Source organism: beta proteobacterium MWH-UniP1, assembly GCA_036362785.1.
Classification (GTDB): Bacteria; Pseudomonadota; Gammaproteobacteria; order Burkholderiales; family Burkholderiaceae_A; genus Lacustribacter.
Genome location: CP143625.1, coordinates 929,106 through 946,962 on the forward strand (window position 1 = coordinate 929,106; position 17,857 = coordinate 946,962).

The 17,857-nt window shown below is 55.6% G+C and carries 19 protein-coding genes, 2 tRNA genes and 1 pseudogene; 13 read left to right on the plus strand and 9 right to left on the minus strand.

From position 1 onward, the window contains the following. Nucleotide 1 precedes the first annotated feature (1 nt). The 12 genes and pseudogenes from lepB (at nucleotide 2) to AOB54_04575 (ending at nucleotide 8,882) form a co-directional block, all read left to right on the plus strand. Nucleotides 2–796 carry a signal peptidase I gene (gene lepB, locus AOB54_04520; GenBank protein ID WVN42642.1) on the plus strand — a complete coding sequence of 265 codons (795 nt, stop codon included), beginning with the start codon at nucleotides 2–4 and terminating at the stop codon, nucleotides 794–796. Between the two features lie 55 nt (nucleotides 797–851). Then, nucleotides 852–1,568 (plus strand): annotated as a pseudogene (rnc, locus tag AOB54_04525) (ribonuclease III). Between the two features lie 66 nt (nucleotides 1,569–1,634). Next, the gene (era, locus tag AOB54_04530) at nucleotides 1,635–2,546 is read left to right on the plus strand and encodes a GTPase Era (GenBank protein ID WVN42643.1); all 912 of its coding nucleotides are present in this window, start codon (nucleotides 1,635–1,637) and stop codon (nucleotides 2,544–2,546) included. Further along, on the plus strand, nucleotides 2,543–3,286 hold the full coding sequence (gene recO / locus AOB54_04535) for a DNA repair protein RecO (protein WVN42644.1): 744 nt from the start codon (nucleotides 2,543–2,545) through the stop codon (nucleotides 3,284–3,286). The genes era and recO overlap by 4 nt, the downstream gene beginning before the upstream one ends. Before the next feature lie 53 nt (nucleotides 3,287–3,339). Continuing rightward, nucleotides 3,340–4,101 carry a pyridoxine 5'-phosphate synthase gene (locus AOB54_04540; GenBank protein ID WVN42645.1) on the plus strand — a complete coding sequence of 254 codons (762 nt, stop codon included), beginning with the start codon at nucleotides 3,340–3,342 and terminating at the stop codon, nucleotides 4,099–4,101. Further along, nucleotides 4,098–4,505: a holo-ACP synthase gene (acpS, locus tag AOB54_04545; protein WVN42646.1), complete on the plus strand. Its 408-nt coding sequence runs from the start codon at nucleotides 4,098–4,100 to the stop codon at nucleotides 4,503–4,505. The genes AOB54_04540 and acpS overlap by 4 nt, the downstream gene beginning before the upstream one ends. Next, nucleotides 4,502–5,500, plus strand: a complete 999-nt coding sequence (gene nagZ / locus AOB54_04550; GenBank protein WVN42647.1) for a beta-N-acetylhexosaminidase — start codon at nucleotides 4,502–4,504, stop codon at nucleotides 5,498–5,500. The genes acpS and nagZ overlap by 4 nt, the downstream gene beginning before the upstream one ends. A gap of 71 nt (nucleotides 5,501–5,571) precedes the next feature. Beyond that, the gene (locus tag AOB54_04555) at nucleotides 5,572–6,225 is read left to right on the plus strand and encodes a uracil-DNA glycosylase (GenBank protein ID WVN42648.1); all 654 of its coding nucleotides are present in this window, start codon (nucleotides 5,572–5,574) and stop codon (nucleotides 6,223–6,225) included. Next, complete coding sequence (gene uvrC, locus AOB54_04560; protein WVN42649.1) at nucleotides 6,212–8,041, plus strand: excinuclease ABC subunit UvrC; 1,830 nt, start codon at nucleotides 6,212–6,214, stop codon at nucleotides 8,039–8,041. The genes AOB54_04555 and uvrC overlap by 14 nt, the downstream gene beginning before the upstream one ends. An 8-nt stretch (nucleotides 8,042–8,049) precedes the next feature. Further along, nucleotides 8,050–8,619, plus strand: a complete 570-nt coding sequence (pgsA, locus tag AOB54_04565) for a CDP-diacylglycerol--glycerol-3-phosphate 3-phosphatidyltransferase (protein ID WVN42650.1) — start codon at nucleotides 8,050–8,052, stop codon at nucleotides 8,617–8,619. 69 nt (nucleotides 8,620–8,688) lie between these two features. Further along, nucleotides 8,689–8,764: transfer RNA gene (locus AOB54_04570), tRNA-Gly, on the plus strand. 44 nt (nucleotides 8,765–8,808) lie between these two features. Beyond that, nucleotides 8,809–8,882 (plus strand) — tRNA-Cys (locus AOB54_04575). A gap of 61 nt (nucleotides 8,883–8,943) precedes the next feature. Here AOB54_04575 and AOB54_04580 read toward each other — a convergent pair. From AOB54_04580 to AOB54_04595, 4 genes are all read right to left on the minus strand, one after another. Next, nucleotides 8,944–9,267 (minus strand): addiction module antidote protein, encoded by a 324-nt coding sequence (locus AOB54_04580; protein WVN42651.1) that lies wholly within the window; start codon nucleotides 9,265–9,267, stop codon nucleotides 8,944–8,946. Then, nucleotides 9,264–9,557 carry a type II toxin-antitoxin system RelE/ParE family toxin gene (locus tag AOB54_04585; protein WVN42652.1) on the minus strand — a complete coding sequence of 98 codons (294 nt, stop codon included), beginning with the start codon at nucleotides 9,555–9,557 and terminating at the stop codon, nucleotides 9,264–9,266. Before AOB54_04585 ends, AOB54_04580 begins: the two co-directional genes overlap by 4 nt. A 144-nt stretch (nucleotides 9,558–9,701) precedes the next feature. Next, nucleotides 9,702–10,823, minus strand: coding sequence for a YbdK family carboxylate-amine ligase (locus AOB54_04590; GenBank protein ID WVN42653.1), 1,122 nt, complete (start codon nucleotides 10,821–10,823; stop codon nucleotides 9,702–9,704). Next, nucleotides 10,816–12,021: a cation:proton antiporter gene (locus AOB54_04595; protein ID WVN42654.1), complete on the minus strand. Its 1,206-nt coding sequence runs from the start codon at nucleotides 12,019–12,021 to the stop codon at nucleotides 10,816–10,818. The genes AOB54_04590 and AOB54_04595 overlap by 8 nt, the downstream gene beginning before the upstream one ends. A 248-nt stretch (nucleotides 12,022–12,269) precedes the next feature. On the opposite strand from AOB54_04595, the gene AOB54_04600 reads away from it, so the two are divergent. Continuing rightward, nucleotides 12,270–12,671: a hypothetical protein gene (locus AOB54_04600; protein ID WVN42655.1), complete on the plus strand. Its 402-nt coding sequence runs from the start codon at nucleotides 12,270–12,272 to the stop codon at nucleotides 12,669–12,671. A 75-nt stretch (nucleotides 12,672–12,746) separates the two neighbouring features. On the opposite strand, the gene AOB54_04605 is transcribed toward AOB54_04600, so the two are convergent. Genes AOB54_04605 through thiC form a run of 5 tightly spaced genes read right to left on the minus strand, consistent with a single transcriptional unit; the run spans nucleotide 12,747 to nucleotide 17,848 of the window. Continuing rightward, nucleotides 12,747–13,757, minus strand: a complete 1,011-nt coding sequence (locus AOB54_04605) for a thiamine phosphate synthase (protein WVN42656.1) — start codon at nucleotides 13,755–13,757, stop codon at nucleotides 12,747–12,749. Nucleotides 13,758–13,793: 36 nt separating this feature from the next. After that, nucleotides 13,794–14,591, minus strand: a complete 798-nt coding sequence (locus AOB54_04610) for a thiazole synthase (GenBank protein WVN42657.1) — start codon at nucleotides 14,589–14,591, stop codon at nucleotides 13,794–13,796. A gap of 1 nt (nucleotide 14,592) precedes the next feature. Then, the gene (gene thiS / locus AOB54_04615; GenBank protein WVN42658.1) at nucleotides 14,593–14,793 is read right to left on the minus strand and encodes a sulfur carrier protein ThiS; all 201 of its coding nucleotides are present in this window, start codon (nucleotides 14,791–14,793) and stop codon (nucleotides 14,593–14,595) included. Next, nucleotides 14,777–15,916 (minus strand): FAD-dependent oxidoreductase, encoded by a 1,140-nt coding sequence (locus tag AOB54_04620; GenBank protein ID WVN42659.1) that lies wholly within the window; start codon nucleotides 15,914–15,916, stop codon nucleotides 14,777–14,779. Before AOB54_04620 ends, thiS begins: the two co-directional genes overlap by 17 nt. Before the next feature lie 18 nt (nucleotides 15,917–15,934). Next, a complete protein-coding gene (thiC, locus tag AOB54_04625) occupies nucleotides 15,935–17,848 on the minus strand; it encodes a phosphomethylpyrimidine synthase ThiC (protein ID WVN42660.1) in 1,914 nt (637 codons plus the stop codon). Nucleotides 17,849–17,857 lie beyond the last annotated feature (9 nt).

Sequence of the window (17,857 nt, forward strand, 5' to 3'; positions counted from 1 at the left end):
AATGAATTTTGCGTTGATTATTTTTTTACTGTGTGTGGCAACCGGCATCTTGTGGTTTGTCGATCGGCTGGTCTGGCGCAAACAGCGTGGGCCAGATGCGGCCCGTCCGCTCTGGCTGGAATACACCGCGGGTTTTTTCCCGGTGATTTTCGCGGTGTTTGTGCTGCGCAGTTTTGTGGCCGAGCCCTTTAGCATTCCTTCGGGGTCCATGATTCCCACCCTGCGCGTGGGCGACTTAATTCTGGTGAATAAGTTTTCTTATGGCATTCGGCTTCCCATCGTGCACACCAAGGTGCTTGAAACCGGCAAGCCCCAGCGGGGAGATGTGGCGGTCTTTCGCTACCCGCCTGATGAGTCGGTGGATTACATCAAGCGGGTGATTGGGGTTCCTGGGGATGTGATCCGCTATGAAAACAAGCGGCTCTATGTCAATGACCAACTCGTCCCCACTCGGGGCTTAGAGCCCTTTTTTGATGGGGGCCGGATCTCGCTTCAGTTTGAAGAGAAGTACGGCGGCAAGACCTATCGCACCCTGAATGACGACGACCGCAATGTGCTGGGTGTTTTCCCGGCCTCAACTGGTCCGAACAGCTGCCAGGTCGTGGGCCTGGGCCTGCGTTGTGTGGTGCCGCAAGACCATTACTTCATGATGGGTGACAATCGCGACAACAGTAGCGATAGCCGGGTCTGGGGCTTTGTTCCCGAGCGCAATATGGTGGGTCGTGCCTTTTTTGTCTGGTTCAACGCAGGCGAGGTCATGAGCGGCAAGTTCGATCGATTGGGAAACTTTGAGTAATACAGCCATATCATCGTCAACGGTCAGCGCTGCGGCGGGTAATGCCGCGGGCTTTGTGCGCCCGCCCGTTGCTGAACTTGAGCAGCGCCTGGGTTATCAGTTCAAAGATCAGGCGCTTTTAAAACTAGCGCTCACCCATCGCAGCCACAGCGCTTCCCACAATGAGCGGTTAGAGTTCTTGGGCGACAGCGTCTTGAACTGCGCTGTGGGCCATCTACTGTATCGCCAGCTCAAACAGTTTGATGAAGGGGATTTGTCTCGCGTTCGATCAAACCTGGTCCGTCAGCAGGCCCTGCATGACATCGCGCAAACACTCGCGCTGCATCAGTATCTGCATTTGGGTGAAGGTGAACTGAAAAGCGGCGGCCTTCGCCGGCCATCCATTCTTGCTGACGCACTAGAAGCGCTCTTGGGCGCAATCTTTTTAGATGGCGGTTTTCCTGAAGCGGCCCGCGTGATCGACAGCCTCTATGCACCGATTCTGAAACAGGTCGACCCCAAGACGCTTGGCAAAGATGCCAAGACACTGCTTCAGGAATTTCTTCAGGGCCTTGGTCTGCCATTGCCGGTGTATTCGGTGGTGGCCACGCATGGTGCGGCCCATAGCCAGGTCTTTGAAGTCGAGTGTGCGATTGCCAAGCTCTCGATCACGGTCTTGGGTTCGGGCGCTAGTCGTCGGGCTGCAGAGCAGGTGGCGGCGACCCAGGCGCTTACGGCGGCCCGCTCGGCAACGGACAGTGTTCCGAAAAAATCACGTCGTGCCAAAAAGGCAGCGCCTCCACCGCAGGCACCGCTTGTGTTTGATGACAAGCAGCGCAAATAAACGGACAGCGACACGATGACCAATCGATGTGCGGTAGTGGCGATTGTTGGCAGGCCCAATGTCGGCAAGTCCACCTTGCTCAATCAGTGGGTCGGGCAAAAGGTGAGCATCACTTCCCGCAAGGCACAGACCACGCGACATCGGATTACAGGTGTGCTGTCGCGGCCGGGGCTACAGATTGTGTTCGTGGATACGCCCGGCATTCAAAAGCGCCACAACGCTGCGCTGAATCGCACGCTGAATAAAACTGCGGTGCAGGCCTTGAGCGATGTGGACATGGTGCTTTGGGTCATTGAGGCCACCGGCATGACTGCAGAAGACCAGGCAGTACTCGCCCTGATTCCAGAAAAACTACCCGTCATTGCGGTGCTTAATAAATCTGATCGCGTAAAGACCGAGCGTGAACGGCAGGCGGCCTATGCCCTGGGGGATCGACTCGCCGCGATGCAGCGGTTTGCCGCCTTGGTGCCGGTGTCTGCGGAAAAGGGCAGCCAGCTCGAAGCGGTCATTTACGAGATTGAAAAACTCGCCCCCGAGGGTGAGCCCATGTTTGCCGAAGATGAAATCTCGGATCGCAGTGTGCGGTTTCTCGCTTCGGAAATCATTCGTGAAAAATTATTTCGCCTGCTGGGCGACGAGATCCCCTACGAGGCCACAGTGGTGATTGATCAATTCATTGAGGGGCCATCAAAGTCCAATCCTGCCCGTGTGCATGCGGATATCTCTGCCAGCATTGTGGTCGCCAAGGCCTCTCAAAAAGCCCTGGTGATTGGTGACAAGGGAGAGCGAATTAAACGTATCGGCACAGAAGCCCGCCAAGACATTGCCAAGCTGATTGATGGGTCTGTGCATCTGGAGCTCTGGGTCAAGGTCAAGGGTGGTTGGGCCGATGACGCCGCCGCTGTGCAGGCATTTGGCTATCAATGACAAGTGCGCGTGATATGGGCCTGGTGTTGCACACCATGCCTTGGCGTGAGACCAGCCTGATTATTGAAGTCTTTACCCGCCATCATGGCCGGCTCGGTTTGGTGGCCCGCGGTGCGCGGCGCCCGCGCTCGGCGCTTCGGGGGCTGTTGCAGCCGTTTCAGCCCTTAGAACTGCGCTGGTCGGGCAAGTCTGAACTGCGAAATTTGATTGGCGCCGAGTGGGTGGGTGGGCTTGCCCAGCTCAGTGGTGCCGCCATCATGCCGGGCTTTTATCTGAATGAATTAATGGTCCGATTGATTCCGCGTGACGATGCCCACCCAGGCCTGTTTGACGATTATCTGGCCACGCTGGGCCTGCTGGCCCGCGATGACAATGAGCGAAGCCGTGAGTTGACCGAGCCTATTCTTCGGCGCTTTGAGTGCAATCTGCTGCGTGAGATGGGCTATGCGCCCAACTTTGATTGCGAGACCGCAACGGGCCATCAGGTTCGGCCCGATGGCCTTTATCAGGTCTGCCCCGTGGCAGGAATCAGTCTGGATTCAGCCAGCGGTAACGTTCAGGGGAGAACGCTGTTGGCCCTGGCCGCAGCCGGCCAGTCCATTGAAGAGGCGGTCTCGGCCTTAGAGGCCCCCGACATCGCAGCCGAGTCGAAGCGGCTACTGCGCACTCTGCTGGGCCATCACCTGGGTGAAGATGGGCTACAGTCCCGTCAGGTCATGCGGGAGCTGGTTCGGATTTAAGATACGGCAGGCAGGCACGCGAACCGGGCGACCCGCCATATAGAGAGAAAAAAATGATCGAGTTAGGTGTCAACATTGACCACGTAGCCACGCTTCGGCAGGCCCGCCGCGGCATTGATCCAGACCCAATCTGGGCAGCCGTTGAGGCCCACTTGGGTGGGGCTGACGGCATCACGGTGCACCTTCGTGAAGACCGCCGGCATATTCAAGACGATGATGTGCGGCGTCTGCGCACGCACACCCAGATCAAGTTGAATTTTGAAATGGCCGCCACCGCCGAAATGGTGGACTTTGCCTGTGATGTCCAGCCCGAGATGGCCATGCTGGTGCCCGAGGGTCGCCAGGAAATCACCACCGAAGGTGGCCTGGATGTGATTGCCAATCGTAAGAGCCTGCAGTCCAAGATCAAAACACTTCGCGATGCCGGCATCACGGTAAGCGCCTTTGTCGATGCGGATCTAAAACAAATCAAGGCGGCTGCAGATCTAGGGGTTCAAGTCTGCGAAGTGCATACCGGACCTTATGCGGCAATTTTTCACTCACAGGGCCGTGATCCAGAGTCACCTGCGGTGGCCAAAGAAATTGACAAGATCGCCAAGGCTGGCCAGAAGATTCAATCCCTGGGCATGCGGTTTAACGCGGGCCACGCCCTGAACTATTTCAATGTGCAGCCAATCGCGGCATTGCCGGGTGTAAGAGAGTTGCACATTGGCCATGCGATTGTGTCTCGCGCGGTGTTGGTGGGGATGCGCGAAGCCGTTCGTGAAATGAAGCGGCTGATGCGTGAAGCCGAAGTCATGGGAGCCCAGTCTTGATTGTTGGGATTGGCACGGACACCGTGGTCATTGATCGCGTTCGAAAGATTTTCGATCGCTGGGGTGACCGGTTTGCCGAGCGGGTGTTGGGCCCCATGGAATATCAAGAGTATGTGCGCCGGCAGTCCCGTGGCGTGAGTGGTCAAGATCGTGCGGTGCGCTATCTTGCCAAACGATTTGCCGCCAAAGAGGCGATTGGCAAGGCGCTTGGGGTGGGGCTTTTTCATCCCATGTCACTTCATGCCGTAGAAATTCTGAATGATGCCAAGGGCGCACCGCGGGCCGTGCCGCGCAAAGCCCTGGCCGACTATTGTGAGGCCCGGGGCTATCACGTGCATGTCTCGATCTCGGATGAGATTGATCATGCACAGGCCTTAGCGATTGTGGAACAGGACAACAAATGACTTTTGGTAATGACCGTTTGGGCCCGCTGATTGTTTGTGTTCAAGGTTTTGCACTCACTGATCGTGAGCGCGAGGTCTTGGCCCACCCATGGATTGGTGGCGTGATTTATTTTACGCGTAACTTTCAATCCAAAGAGCAGATCCAAGATATGAGCCGCGAGATTCATGCCATCCGCAGGCCAGGGGGTGGAGCGCCGCTGTTGATTTGTGTCGATCATGAGGGCGGCCGTGTCCAGCGATTCCGCGAAGGCTTCACAGAAATTCCCGCCATGTCCACCCTGGGGGCGATGTGGGACCCAGACAATACCGATGCACAACTTGCAGCACTAGCCCGAGCGAGACAGCTGGGTTTTATCCTGGCATCTGAATTACGTGATGTTGGTGTGGATTTTAGTTTTACACCGGTATTGGATTTGGATTGGGGAAGAAGTGAAATCATTGGCGAGCGCGCCCTTCATCATGACCCACGGGTGGTCGCGCAGTTATCAGCGGCTGTTATGCATGGCCTGGCGCTTGCTGGCATGAAAAACTGTGGTAAGCATTTTCCTGGCCATGGCTGGCCCCAAGCCGATTCGCACTTGGCGCTACCCGTGGATGAGCGAAGCCTGGATGAGATCTTGCAGCAAGACGCGCTGCCATACGCCCGCATTGGTTCACCAGCGCTGAGTTCGGTCATGCCCGCCCATATTCAATACACGCAGGTCGACAACATGCCCGCCGGTTTTTCAAAGGTCTGGTTAGAGCATATTTTGCGCCAGCGGCTTGGCTTTGAAGGGGTGATCATCTCTGATGACCTTTCTATGGCTGGTGCCGCAGTGTTGGATGATGTCGCTGATCGCGCCGAGACCGCGTTTAAAGCGGGCTGCGATGCCACACTGATCTGCAACCGCCCTGATCTGGTGGAGCGTGCGCTGGATGAACTGCCCAAGCGTATGCCCGAGTTTCTAACGGACCCCAATCGTCGTGGTCTGGAATTACTGCGGCCACTGTCGTAGCGGATTCTCCGCAGCTTATCGTTTGACCAGACCCATCGCGCCAAGCCGTATGACGTTGCCCAGAGATCGCCATGCCATTTAGCCCAGCGGTCTATAGTGCCGATTGCCGTGACTGCCCGCGGCTGGCAGCATTTCTTGATCAGGTCCGGAATCAGCACCCAACTTATTTCTGTAAGCCCGTGCCACCGTTTGGTAGTGAGCAGGCCGATCTGTTGGTGGTGGGCCTTGCACCCGGCATGCACGGCGCAAACGCAACCGGTCGGCCCTTTACCGGGGACTGGTGTAGTGATCTGCTCTATGGCACGCTGCACGCCTATGGCTTTGCGAGAAAACCGCAGTCGATTGCGCGGGATGATGATCAAGAGCTAATTAACTGTCGGCTGACCAATGCTGTGAAGTGTCTGCCTCCCGCCAACAAACCCACGCCAGCAGAGACCAAGACTTGTGCGAAGTTTTTGGCGGCAGAAATTGCCGAGCTCTCACCCAAGGTGATTGTCTGCCTGGGTGCAGTAGCCCACGACGCTGTGTTGCAGTGTTTGGCCAAAGATGACCCATCGATAAAACGCAGTCAGTTTAAATTTGGTCACGGGGCGATTCATCAATGCGGCCCATACCGACTGATCGACAGTTACCACCCCAGTCGTTACAACACGAATACCGGCCGGCTGACGCCTGAGATGTTCGCCGCAGTGTTCGATAAGGCAAGGCAGTATGTCAGCCTTTGACCCCAAGCCCATTCTCAAGACCCTGCCGAATCTGCCCGGGGTCTATCGCATGGTGGGACCCCAGGCGAAAGTTCTGTATGTGGGCAAGGCCAAGGATTTAAAGAAACGGGTGACATCGTATTTTCGGCCGACCGGATTGTCACCGCGGATCGCCAAGATGGTGAGTCTGATTGAGAGCATCGAGATCACGGTGGTGCGAAGCGAGGCCGAGGCGCTTTTATTAGAAAACAATCTGATTAAGACGCTTGCGCCGAAATTTAATATCTTGTTTCGTGACGACAAGTCCTATCCGTTTTTAAAGTTAAGCAAACATAGCTTCCCGAGAATCTCGTATTACCGGGGCGCCTTGGATAAAGATTCGCAGTTTTTTGGTCCTTTTCCAAATTCCTGGGCAGTGAAAGAAAGCCTGCAGCTTCTGCAGAAAGTCTTTCAATTGCGTAGCTGCACGGATGCTGTGTTTTCCAATCGATCTCGTCCGTGCCTGCTGCACCAGATCCACCGTTGCAGCGCGCCTTGCGTGAATCGGATTTCAAAGGAAGCCTATGCCCAAGATATTGCCAATGCGGTTCGTTTCCTAAAAGGGGATTCGGCATCGGTTTTAAATGATCTTGAGCGGCAGATGAATGATGCGGCGAGTGATCTACGCTATGAGCAGGCCGCAGTCTTTCGTGATCAGATTGCATCGCTTTCGAAAGTCTTGGCCCAGCACAATATGGAGACCCACCCTGAGCTGGACTGCGATTTGTTGGCGGTTGCAACGGATGGCAATACCATTGCCGTCAACCTGGCTATGGTCCGTGGGGGGCGGCATCTTGGTGACCGTGCCCATTTCTCATCGGTATCGGTCGATATTTCGGAAGCCGATCTGGATGATCTTCAAGACGAGGCCTTATCGGCGTTTGTGTCGCAGCACTACGCTGGCCAGGATGCACCCGGTGTTCTCGTGATCAATCGGCCGGGCTTGGCGTCGGTGTTGGCGGAGTGGCTGTCCGTCCAATCGGGCAGAGAGATCCGTGTCTTGCATCAGCCCCAGGGCAAACGTCGTGAGTGGTTAGAGCAGGTGGAGTCCAACGCGCGCTTGGCACTGGCGCGCCGCGCACAGGAGATGGGCTCACAGCAGTCGCGCACACAGATTTTGAGTGACACGCTTGGTGTTACATCTCAGGCGGAAGATCCCTTTGACTTGCGCATTGAATGTTTTGATATCAGTCATACCGCAGGGGAGTCGACCCAGGCCTCGTGCGTGGTCTATCAGCATCACGACATGCAGCCTGCGGAGTATCGTCGATTCAACATCAGCGACATTACGCCGGGCGATGATTACGCGGCTATGCGTCAGGCCTTAACGCGCCGATACGAGGGCATGGAGACGCTTCCGGATCTGGTTCTGGTGGATGGTGGCAAGGGCCAGCTCGGCGTGGCGATTCAGGTCTTCGATAGCCTGGGCTTGGATACTGGCGTGCTGGTTGGTGTAGCCAAAGGCGAAGGCAGAAAGGTCGGACTTGAGACTCTGGTGTTCCCAGACGGCCGAGAGATCGCCCTGGGCCCCGATCACCCCGCACTGATGTTGGTGGCCAAAATACGGGATGAGGCCCACCGGTTTGCCATCACGGGCATGCGGGCCCGTCGCGCAAAAGCGCAGATCGGCTCTGTATTAGATGAGATCGAGGGCATTGGTCCTAAGCGCCGTCAAAAACTTCTGGCTCGGTTTGGTGGTCTGTCGGGATTAAAGGCCGCCAGTGTTGAAGAGTTGGCAACCGTAGAGGGCATTTCTCGGGCCACGGCCCAAGAGATTTATCGGCGGCTTCGGCGATAATCGATCGCATGGTCTGGAACCTTCCCAACATCCTGACGTGGGCCCGCATTGTGGCGATACCGCTTTTGGTCGCCATCTTTTATCTGCCCATGGGGCTGACGGAAGCGGAGCGAAACCTAGCCACCACCGTGCTTTTTGTTGTGGCCGCCATTACCGATTGGATCGATGGCTGGCTGGCCAGAAAATGGAACCAGACCTCGCCCTTTGGCGCCTTTTTAGACCCGGTAGCGGACAAGCTGATGGTCTGCACCGCTCTGGTGGCCTTGATCGAACTGGGCCGGCTAGACCCCATTATTGGCCTGATTATTATTGGCCGGGAGATCACCATTTCGGCCCTTCGGGAATGGATGGCATCAGTTGGCGCCCGGGCGAGTGTGGCGGTGAATTGGATGGGCAAGGCCAAGACCATTGCCCAGATGGTGGCGATTCCTTTTCTGCTCTATCACGGCTCGCTATTCGGGGTTTTGGACACCGCCTGGTGGGGCCAGTTGCTGGTCTGGATTGCCGCCGTATTGACGGTTATTTCCATGGTGGTCTACCTACGGGCGGCCTGGCCCGAGTTGCAAAAGCGATCTTAATCGGGCTAGAATTACGGTCTTCGCGAAGCAGCGGTCGGTAAAAAGTTGGTAAAAAGCGAAGCGAAATATGCGGGAGTAGCTCAGTTGGTAGAGCGCAACCTTGCCAAGGTTGAGGTCGAGAGTTCGAGACTCTTCTCCCGCTCCAAATTTTCAGAAAAAGGGGCTAGGCCCCTTTTTTATTCCCCACGCGGCGGGATGGCAGAGTGGTTATGCAGCGGCCTGCAAAGCCGTGTACCTCGGTTCGATTCCGGGTCCCGCCTCCAAGACCAAAAAAGTTATAGAGTTGTCAACGTCAAGATGACCCTGGCAGATCGAAGCGTTACATTAAAGTTGATTGATTAGTGGCTTGAATGCTGCTTCGCTTTTCGGCAATGCCTGCAACTTCAGCCCCAATGCTGCAAGCACTTTAATTACTGTTGCGAACTCAGGATTGCCGGTTTTGGAGAGTGCTTTATAGAGGCTTTCACGACCGAGAGATGCTTCATTCGCCACTCTGGACATACCTGATACACGCGCGACGTCACCAATAGCGGCGGCGATAAGAGCCGGATCGCCGTCATCGAAAGCCGCCCCTAGATAAGCAAGCACGTCTTCTTGCGTTTGAAGGGATTCTGTCGGATCCCATTTCGTGAGTTTTGCTTTCTTCATAGGTGTTTGGCTAGCTGAATAGCTTTATCAATATCTTGTTGCTGTGTGCTTTTATCGCCACCGCCCAACAGAATCACAGTTGTCTTATTTTTGTTGACGAAATAAACCCGGTAGCCTGGCCCGTAATCGATCCGTAGTTCTGATACTCCGGAGCCGACTGGGCGAACATCACCTGGGTTGCCAAGCGATAAGCGCCGAATCCGGATGTTGATCCTCGCGCGGATCTGCGAATCACGAAGCGATGCAAACCAGTTCTCGTAAGTCTTCGACTGAAGAATTTCAATGGTCACAACTGTATCCTTTGAGATACAAATAGTCAAGACCTCTCAGTGTGTGGCTAATCAGACTGTCTGAAAATTCGACTTGCGGATTAATCCGGTCGCCTAATCACGGGCCGCGAACGGGCAACAGAACAAGAAGTGGGATTGAGGTGCTTATTGGGTTTCCGCCCAAACCAGCCCGCTCTGCCGAACTACCTCCGGCAGACTACCCGAGGCGGCGTATTGATCTCGAAGCCAGTTGGCGTCCTCTGTCTTCTTGCGCACACGTTCTTGAAGCCGGACCATTGACTCGGTGCTCTCAAGCGTTTCAAAGTAGCCTGACAGACTTTCAATAGTCTTGGAGATGCGCTCATGAAGCGACAGCATCTCTCGGCCCTCCACGTCAACGATCTGGCCGCCTAATCCAAATCGGCAGGCCTGAAAGCGGTTGTAGCTATGCACACGCTCGGCATCGGGGTGGGGCGTCTGGCCGATTTCCGGGTGATCGAAACAATAGGCTGCTAATGCCTGAGCATAAGCGGCCAAGTCCACCGCAGTCCCGATATGAATTGGTGAGTCACAGACCCGGATTTCAATCGTCCCGTACTCGGGCTTTGGCCGTAGATCCCAATAGAAGTCTTTCATCGACTCTACGATTTTTAGGCTTTTCATGTGTGCAAAGTAGTCTGAGAATTCAGACCAGTTGCGAAAGCCGGGCATACGGCCACTTAGCGGAAAAGCATTCACGCTCGTGAGTCGCGATGACTGAAAGGAAGTATCCACCCCCTGATAAAAAGGCGATGAGGCACTCAGCGCGATAAAGTCGGGTAAATAGGCCCCGATAAAGTTAGCAAGCCGGATCGCATCGTCACCGCTAGGGCATCCAATATGGATATGCTGCCCATAGACGGTGAACTGTTTAGCCAGATAGCCATAGAGCTCAGATACGAGTTGGTAGCGATCGGCGGAGAAAATACGTTGATCATCCCAGTGCTGAAACGGGTGGGCACCACCGCCAACAATCGCGATATTCATTTTCTCTGCATGGCTGAGCAGCAGGGTGCGAATGGCGTCGAGCTCGCTGCGCATAGGGCCAACCCGCTCATGAATACCCGTCGCAATCTCAATCATGGACTCGGTAATCTCGGGCTTGATGTCAAAGCCGTGCTTAAGCGGCTTTAGCCGTGTCAGCAGATCGGTGGCCGCGCGTGTCAGGTTGTAATCCCGCCGATTCACCAGTTGGAGTTCGAGCTCTACACCCATGGTGAGCGGGGCCGAGGTTTTAAATTCAAGCATTGGGCCTTGCCTCGCCAGAGAGTTTCAGGCTCCACCATGTGATGAGTGGGCCAACGATATAGGTCAGCAATAAAACGGAGCCCAAGAGATTTGCGGCCTCGTTGCCGAATCCGGGATAGAGCGTGATGGTGTGGTTCACCAGAATTACCGTCACGGTGGACATGGGAAATAGGGCGCTTCCCCAGAGCGCTCCCCGCCGGACGGTTAGGCCGTTTTGCTTGGCCAATAGCACAGGTGGAACGATGAGTAATAGCCAGCGAACGATGAGCACCACAGCACCAATCGCAATCGCCGTCATCTGAAAGTCGATTCTGAGCGTGGTGCCCAGATAGACGAATAAAAAGGCGAAGACCACATAGTGCCCAAACGGTGATTCTGGATTCGGCAGAGCAGGGTGTCGGCCATAGCCACGGCTTGCCAAACCAAAGATCAGCAAGGACACCATCGGTGCAAGTTTTAGTAGATCGTTGGCCTCGACCAGCAGACCGACGGCACTCAGGATTAAGAGCTGCTGCAGTTGTGTCTGTTGGCCCAGTAGCCGTGATAGGTAGCCCACCAGTAGACTCGCGATTACGCCGAGCGCGGCTGAGCCCAACAGCAAATAGAGTGGGTGGGCGAGTGTAGTGAGCCAGCTGACCGACTGTGACCAGTGCAGTGATTGCAGGGCGATCGCAAACAGCACAAAACCCAGAATTGATTGAACTACGACGGCGTGTAACAGACGCTCAGTGACCTGGCCTTCGGCGCCGAGTTCTTGGCTGATGCGCAGGGTAATGGCGGGTGAGCTGGCACAACCTAATGCGGCGACCATCATGGAAAGCAGTGGGCTCACACCCAGCAGACTGAGCGTGACCAACAGTCCAATAAATACGATGAGTCCCTGGGCCAGGCCAGTGATCAGGGCCCAGCGTTCTCGGGCCAGCCAAACGGGATCAACCCGGCGGCCAAGCTCGAAGAGCACCAAGCCCAGGGCGTAGTCGGCGAGCGTCGTGAGTCCTGGCAGGCTGTCCGCTGACACCAGCGATAAGACACTGGGGCCCAGCAACAGGCCGCAGAGCAGAAATCCACTGGTCTCGGGGATCTTCAGGGTCTTGGCGAGCAGCCTTGCCAGTAACCCGCCAGAGATCAGCATGAGGGCCACGGCAGTGAGCAGACTGAACTGCGATGGCCAAGAAGGCATCCAGGGCAATTCGTTCATGAAAGGAAGTGTAAGGTCTACTGGCCTTGGACTAGGGTCATCCCCCATAGGGTTCCGAAACCTTTCTAAATCTTAAGTTAGAAATATTTCATAACTTATTGATTAGTAATTGATTGTTCAGCCGGTTTAGATCTAAACTCCGGGCTACAGGAGAGGAATAGGGGTTAGATTTGGGCCAAAAGCAGCCTGCATCAACAGCTGATCGTCGGTGTTGTCGTCCGGTTTCGGTGGCGGCGCTCGTGCTTTTGGTGACTCTGACATCTGGTTGCGCGAGTCATTCGGGCAAGACTTATGCAACGCTCGATCGCAACAACCCTTATTTCCATTCCTCCCAATGCCAGCAGGCCACACGGGATATTGAAGTCCACGATGACATTAAGTTGGTTCGCACAGTGGTCTCGCCTGTAGCAGTGATCATGTCGGGCGGCCTTTTGTTGCCTGCGGTCTTTGCGGCAAACGTAGGCCTAGACACTGTGGATCGCGTGGATGCCTCGCGCATGGAGATTCACTGCGGTGGGCAGGGCCAGTCACCCATTGAAATCGCCCAGGGTGTGGCCAAAGGCGCTGCCTTTGGGCTGGCCACTAGCGCAGCTGGAAGTGCGATTAGCAACGGAACGATGGTGCCCACAGGCGCCGGCTCAGGCCGCTAACCGGTTCGAGCAAACTTGGTGTCTGTCACGGTGTCTGACACCTATCAGGAATGCAAACTTGGTGTCTGACACCTGTCAGCGAGCAGTTGCTGGAAGCGTGGGTCGGGCGAGCTGAATCTTTTGTAACGGTGGCGCTGCAAAGCCAGTCCATTGCGCCTGCAGCGACTGATACGCCTGTGCGGGGTTGGGCGCAGTGACAATTGCTTGAATAATCGATGCACTCGCACAGCCCGTGTCGTGAATGGCCTGCAGGTTGTCTTGATTCACGCCACCAATGCCCACCACCGGCACCGGAATAAGGGCCGACCAATAACGCAGGTTGTCTAATCCCTGTGCAATCCATGGCATGGCCTTGGCACGTGTCGGAAATACCGGGCCACAGGCGATGTAACTGGGTGATATGGTCATGGCACGGGCCACCTCCCAGAATGCATGAGACGACACGCCAAGCCGCAGCCCTGATTGTGCGATCGCCTTGAGATCGGCGGTGAGCAGGTCTTCCTGGCCCAGATGGACCCCATAAGCACCCTCGTCAATGGCGGCCTGCCAATAGTCGTTAATAAAGAGTTGGCTGTCAGGGTAATGCTGCGCGAGTTGCACTGACCGATCAATCGCGTGACGTATTTCATTGGTCAACACATCCGATTTAATGCGCAACTGAATAATCTTGGCACCGGCATCAAGCAGGGCAGCAAGATGATCCAAATTATCGACAATTGAGTAGATGCCGGGCCTGGGGTTATGCATGGTCGGAAACCGAAGTTGCATCAACCCATAATCCTTGTTCCGGCAGTCATCTACCAGTTTTGGAAAGTAGGCCGTGCGAGTTAACCCATCTTGTATAAAGTCTGAAACGCCTGCCTGGGTGCAGCTCTGCTCAAACACGGCCAGAATTGCGGCGTCTTCAGTCACATAGCCCTTGGTCTGCCAGTTGGCGATCGATTGACGCAACTGGTCTTGGACCGAGACCGATGCAAGATCAGTCGGCTGCGCGGGAATGATCTCCGCACTTAACAGCTTCGTTTTTAGTCGAAGTGTCCAGCCCTTGGGGGTATGGTGAAACTCCACAGTTTTGAGATCTTGCATGGTTGAAAAAGGTAAGGGCGGGCGCTACAGAGTCATTTACAAAGTAAAAGGCTGGCCCGTTACCGGCGTGGATGGGGTGGCAAACGCCTGCGGGGGAATCACACCAGCCTTAAAGGCGGCGCGGCCCGCGCGAATCGCATCACGAAAGGCACCGGCCATCATCACCGGGTCTTGGGCCTGCGCCACTGCGGAATTCAACAACACTGCATCAAAGCCAATTTCCATGGCAAGCGCTGCATGTGATGGTGCGCCAATGCCGGCATCCACCACCAGGGTGGTCTTTGGAAAACGATCCCGCATGCGAATGAGTGCCTCTCGGTGCACAATACCCTGGCCCGAACCAATCGGTGCGGCCCATGGCATCAGAATTCGGCAGCCCGCATCGACCAACCGCTGGGCAACGATGATGTCTTCCGTGCAATACGGAAAGACCTCAAAGCCAAGGTCCACCAATTGCTTTGCTGCCGTGACCAACTCAAAGGTGTCGGGCTGCAATGTGTAATCGTCACCCACCACTTCAAGCTTGATCCAGTTGGTCTCGAAAATCTCGCGGGCCATCTGAGCAAGGGCCACGGCCTCGCTTGCTGTGCGGCAGCCGGCGGTGTTGGGAAGAATTCTCTTTCCGGTTTTGCGAATCAGATCCCACCAGGTGTTACTACTGCCAAGCGCCACATTGGCGGCCTGCCGCTTAATGCCCATGGTAACTATTTCCGCTTCAGAGACAGCAATCGCGGTTTCTAAAACCTGGGGCGATGGGTAGCCTGCCGTGCCCAGCAAAAATCGACTCGAGAGTTCGGTGTCGCCAAAAAAAATTGGATCGGGTTTGATGTCCATATCAACCGCCCGTGATGGGCGCAAAAGTCATGATTTGATCGTTGGCCTCTAATATGCGGTCTTGCCGTGCCTGACGTGCCACAAACTGTCCATTGACTGCAGTGGCGCAGCTTGCTGGTGCAAGCTGTAATTGCTCCAGCAAGTCGGCCAGTGTGCAGCCATCTGGGCAGTCGTGGGCCGAGCTATTAACAAAGACTTGCATCACGCAAAGCCTTTTCTGCCACTGCTGGGCCCAATAGCCATCCATGTCGAAACAGTCCATTGATTCGGCTTAGCCCATCTGCTGTTTCGATAAACGGCAGGTTATCGGGTGTAGCGGGGCGCAGATTCACATCAGACCAAAGAATGCGGGCCTCGGCCAGGCTTGGAAAAATACTGAATGTGGCGGATAGCAATTCCATCGTGCTTTGCACCGAGATGCTGGAGCGGTCTTCACTTTCAATTTCGGTGGCACCGATCACAATCTGCCGGCCTGGGCGCGGCACGATATAAACCCGCCAACGGGGGTGCAGTAGCCGTACTGGCCGATGCAACTCAAAGCCTGGCGCAAACAACACCAGTAATTCGCCGCGCACACCGCGCACCGGGATTTCGCTGGCTGCACCCACGCCGCGGCTGTCGATCACCCAGTCAAAGGAGTAGGTCTGATCGCTGGTCTCAACCGTGTTGGCACGCACATGATTAACATGTACACCCCACTTCCAATTTACCTTTGGCATGGCCTGATAAAAGCTACGCATGGCCTGATGGGGGTAGAGATGGCCCTCGCCGAGCAATCGCCAGGCGTGTAGCGTTCCCTTTAATGCGGGTGCGAGTGGGGCAATGTCATGCGGGTTTAACTTAATCAGACTGCCGTCGTCTTGACTCAATAGCCGCAGCACGCGTTGTGCCGACCCCATGTCGTTGCCGTGGCAGACCATTAAGCTGTCATGCAGGCGCAGGCCAAGCGGGGATTGGTTGGACTCTTCTGTGTTGATGGCCTGATCGTTGATCACGACTAAGTCGCGCGTGCTTTTCACTGACTCGGTTGCAGAGATGGGCGCTGCGGCTTTTTCCGGCGATAAGACAGCCCGAATCTCTCGGTCAATTTCTTGCCAAAGGGCAAGCGAGCGTCTGCCAAGATCGCGCACCACAGGCCCGCCACACTCCATTTCCGCAATGGGGCTTAGCATGCCAGCCGCCGTCCAGGCGGCTGCCCGTATTGAGTTCACCGCTGGGGCGGGGGATGCATTCGCTTCAAAGATGGTGACCTGGTGTCCGGCCTGGGATAACCGAAACGCACAGAGTCGGCCCAGTAGGCCGCCGCCCGCAATACCAATGTTCATAGAGTCCTTTTGGTGGGTTTAAAGTTTGTGATACACCTTTGCTCCGGTTTGCACGAACTCAATCGATTTCTCTTTCATCCCCATGGAAATCGCTTGGTCTTCCGACACGCCCTGAGAGGCAGCATAGTCACGGACATCTTGCGTGATCTTCATGCTGCAGAAATGCGGTCCACACATGCTGCAGAAGTGGGCCACTTTCATGCTCTCTTTGGGCAGTGTTTCGTCGTGATAGGCCTTGGCGGTATCAGGGTCCAGGCCCAGGTTAAATTGATCATTCCAACGAAACTCAAATCGCGCCTTGGATAGCGCATTGTCACGAATCTGCGCACCAGGGTGGCCCTTGGCCAGATCCGCAGCATGGGCGGCAATCTTGTAGGCAATAATGCCGGCCTTCACATCGTCTTTGTTGGGCAGTCCCAAGTGCTCTTTGGGTGTGACATAGCAGAGCATGGCTGTGCCATACCAGCCGATCTGTGCAGCGCCAATCGCCGATGTGATGTGGTCATAGCCGGGTGCGATATCGGTGGTAAGTGGCCCCAGGGTATAAAAGGGTGCCTCATCACACCACTCCAACTGCTTGTCCATGTTTTCTTTGATGAGCTGCATGGGCACATGGCCTGGGCCCTCGATCATGGTCTGCACATCGTGCTTCCAGGCAATCTGTGTGAGCTCACCAAGCGTTTTTAGCTCACCCAATTGGGCCTCATCGTTGGCGTCCCATCCACTTCCAGGCCGCAGTCCGTCACCCAGGCTAAATGACACATCGTAAGCCTTCATGATCTCGCAGATCTCTTCGAAGTGGGTGTACAGAAAGTTTTCCTTGTGGTGGGCCAAGCACCACTTGGCCATGATGCTGCCGCCACGGCTGACAATGCCGGTCATGCGGTTGGCGGTCATGGGCACGTAACGCAGCAGCACGCCGGCGTGAATCGTGAAGTAGTCCACGCCTTGCTCAGCCTGCTCAATCAGTGTGTCGCGGAATAATTCCCAGGTGAGTTCTTCGGCCTTGCCGTCAACTTTTTCCAGCGCTTGGTAGATGGGCACGGTACCAATGGGCACGGGGCTATTGCGGACAATCCACTCACGGGTTTCGTGAATGTGTTTGCCGGTGGACAAATCCATAATCGTGTCGGCACCCCAGCGAATGCCCCAGGTCATCTTATCGACCTCTTCACCAATGCCAGAAGACACGGCGCTGTTACCGATATTGCCGTTGATCTTCACCAGGAAGTTGCGGCCAATGATCATGGGCTCGGATTCTGGGTGGTTGATATTGGCTGGAATAATCGCGCGGCCGCGGGCCACTTCTTGGCGAACGAACTCGGGCGTGATTTCGCGGGGAATAGCGGCACCAAAAGACTCGCCGGGGTGTTGGCGAAGCATTAGCTCTGCCATGCGGGTACTGTTGCCCCCAGCGTGTTTCAGGCTTTCAATGTATTCCGCGCGCAGCATGTTTTCACGAATCGCGATGTATTCCATCTCGGGCGTGACAATTCCTTTTTTGGCGTAATGCATCTGCGTGACATTCATGCCGGCTTTGGCGCGGCGTGGTGTGCGCTGCAGATTAAAGCGCAGTGCCACTAACTTTGGATCATTTAAGCGCTCTTGGCCGAAGTGGCTGGTGGGGCCGGTAAGCAGTTCCGTGTCGTTGCGCTCGTCAATCCATTTGGCACGCAGTGGATTCAAACCGGCACGAATGTCAATCTTTGCGTTGGGGTCGGTATAGGGGCCGCTGGTGTCATACACATAGATGGGCGGATTTTTTTCGGCACCCATCTGGCTGGGCGTGTCGTCTTGGGTAATTTTTCGAAAGGGCACCTGGATATCGGGCCGTGAGCCCTGGATATAGACCTTTTCGCTGTTGGGAAAGGGTGCGATTGCGCTCTGATCAACGCTTGCGGTTGCCGCAAGAAATTGTGGGTTAACGGCCATGATGGGTCT

Bases quoted from the DNA above. Each gene is read 5' to 3' on its own strand.
- lepB (WVN42642.1), top strand. From the start codon at position 2: ATGAATTTTGCGTTGATTATTTTTTTACTGTGTGTGGCAACCGGCATC.
- era (WVN42643.1), top strand. From the start codon at position 1,635: ATGACCAATCGATGTGCGGTAGTGGCGATTGTTGGCAGGCCCAATGTC.
- recO (WVN42644.1), top strand. From the start codon at position 2,543: ATGACAAGTGCGCGTGATATGGGCCTGGTGTTGCACACCATGCCTTGG.
- AOB54_04540 (WVN42645.1), top strand. From the start codon at position 3,340: ATGATCGAGTTAGGTGTCAACATTGACCACGTAGCCACGCTTCGGCAG.
- nagZ (WVN42647.1), top strand. From the start codon at position 4,502: ATGACTTTTGGTAATGACCGTTTGGGCCCGCTGATTGTTTGTGTTCAA.
- AOB54_04555 (WVN42648.1), top strand. From the start codon at position 5,572: ATGCCATTTAGCCCAGCGGTCTATAGTGCCGATTGCCGTGACTGCCCG.
- uvrC (WVN42649.1), top strand. From the start codon at position 6,212: ATGTCAGCCTTTGACCCCAAGCCCATTCTCAAGACCCTGCCGAATCTG.
- pgsA (WVN42650.1), top strand. From the start codon at position 8,050: ATGGTCTGGAACCTTCCCAACATCCTGACGTGGGCCCGCATTGTGGCG.
- AOB54_04580 (WVN42651.1), bottom strand. From the start codon at position 9,267: ATGAAGAAAGCAAAACTCACGAAATGGGATCCGACAGAATCCCTTCAA.
- AOB54_04590 (WVN42653.1), bottom strand. From the start codon at position 10,823: ATGCTTGAATTTAAAACCTCGGCCCCGCTCACCATGGGTGTAGAGCTC.
- AOB54_04595 (WVN42654.1), bottom strand. From the start codon at position 12,021: ATGAACGAATTGCCCTGGATGCCTTCTTGGCCATCGCAGTTCAGTCTG.
- AOB54_04605 (WVN42656.1), bottom strand. From the start codon at position 13,757: ATGCAAGATCTCAAAACTGTGGAGTTTCACCATACCCCCAAGGGCTGG.
- AOB54_04610 (WVN42657.1), bottom strand. From the start codon at position 14,591: ATGGACATCAAACCCGATCCAATTTTTTTTGGCGACACCGAACTCTCG.
- thiS (WVN42658.1), bottom strand. From the start codon at position 14,793: ATGCAAGTCTTTGTTAATAGCTCGGCCCACGACTGCCCAGATGGCTGC.
- AOB54_04620 (WVN42659.1), bottom strand. From the start codon at position 15,916: ATGAACATTGGTATTGCGGGCGGCGGCCTACTGGGCCGACTCTGTGCG.
- thiC (WVN42660.1), bottom strand. From the start codon at position 17,848: ATGGCCGTTAACCCACAATTTCTTGCGGCAACCGCAAGCGTTGATCAG.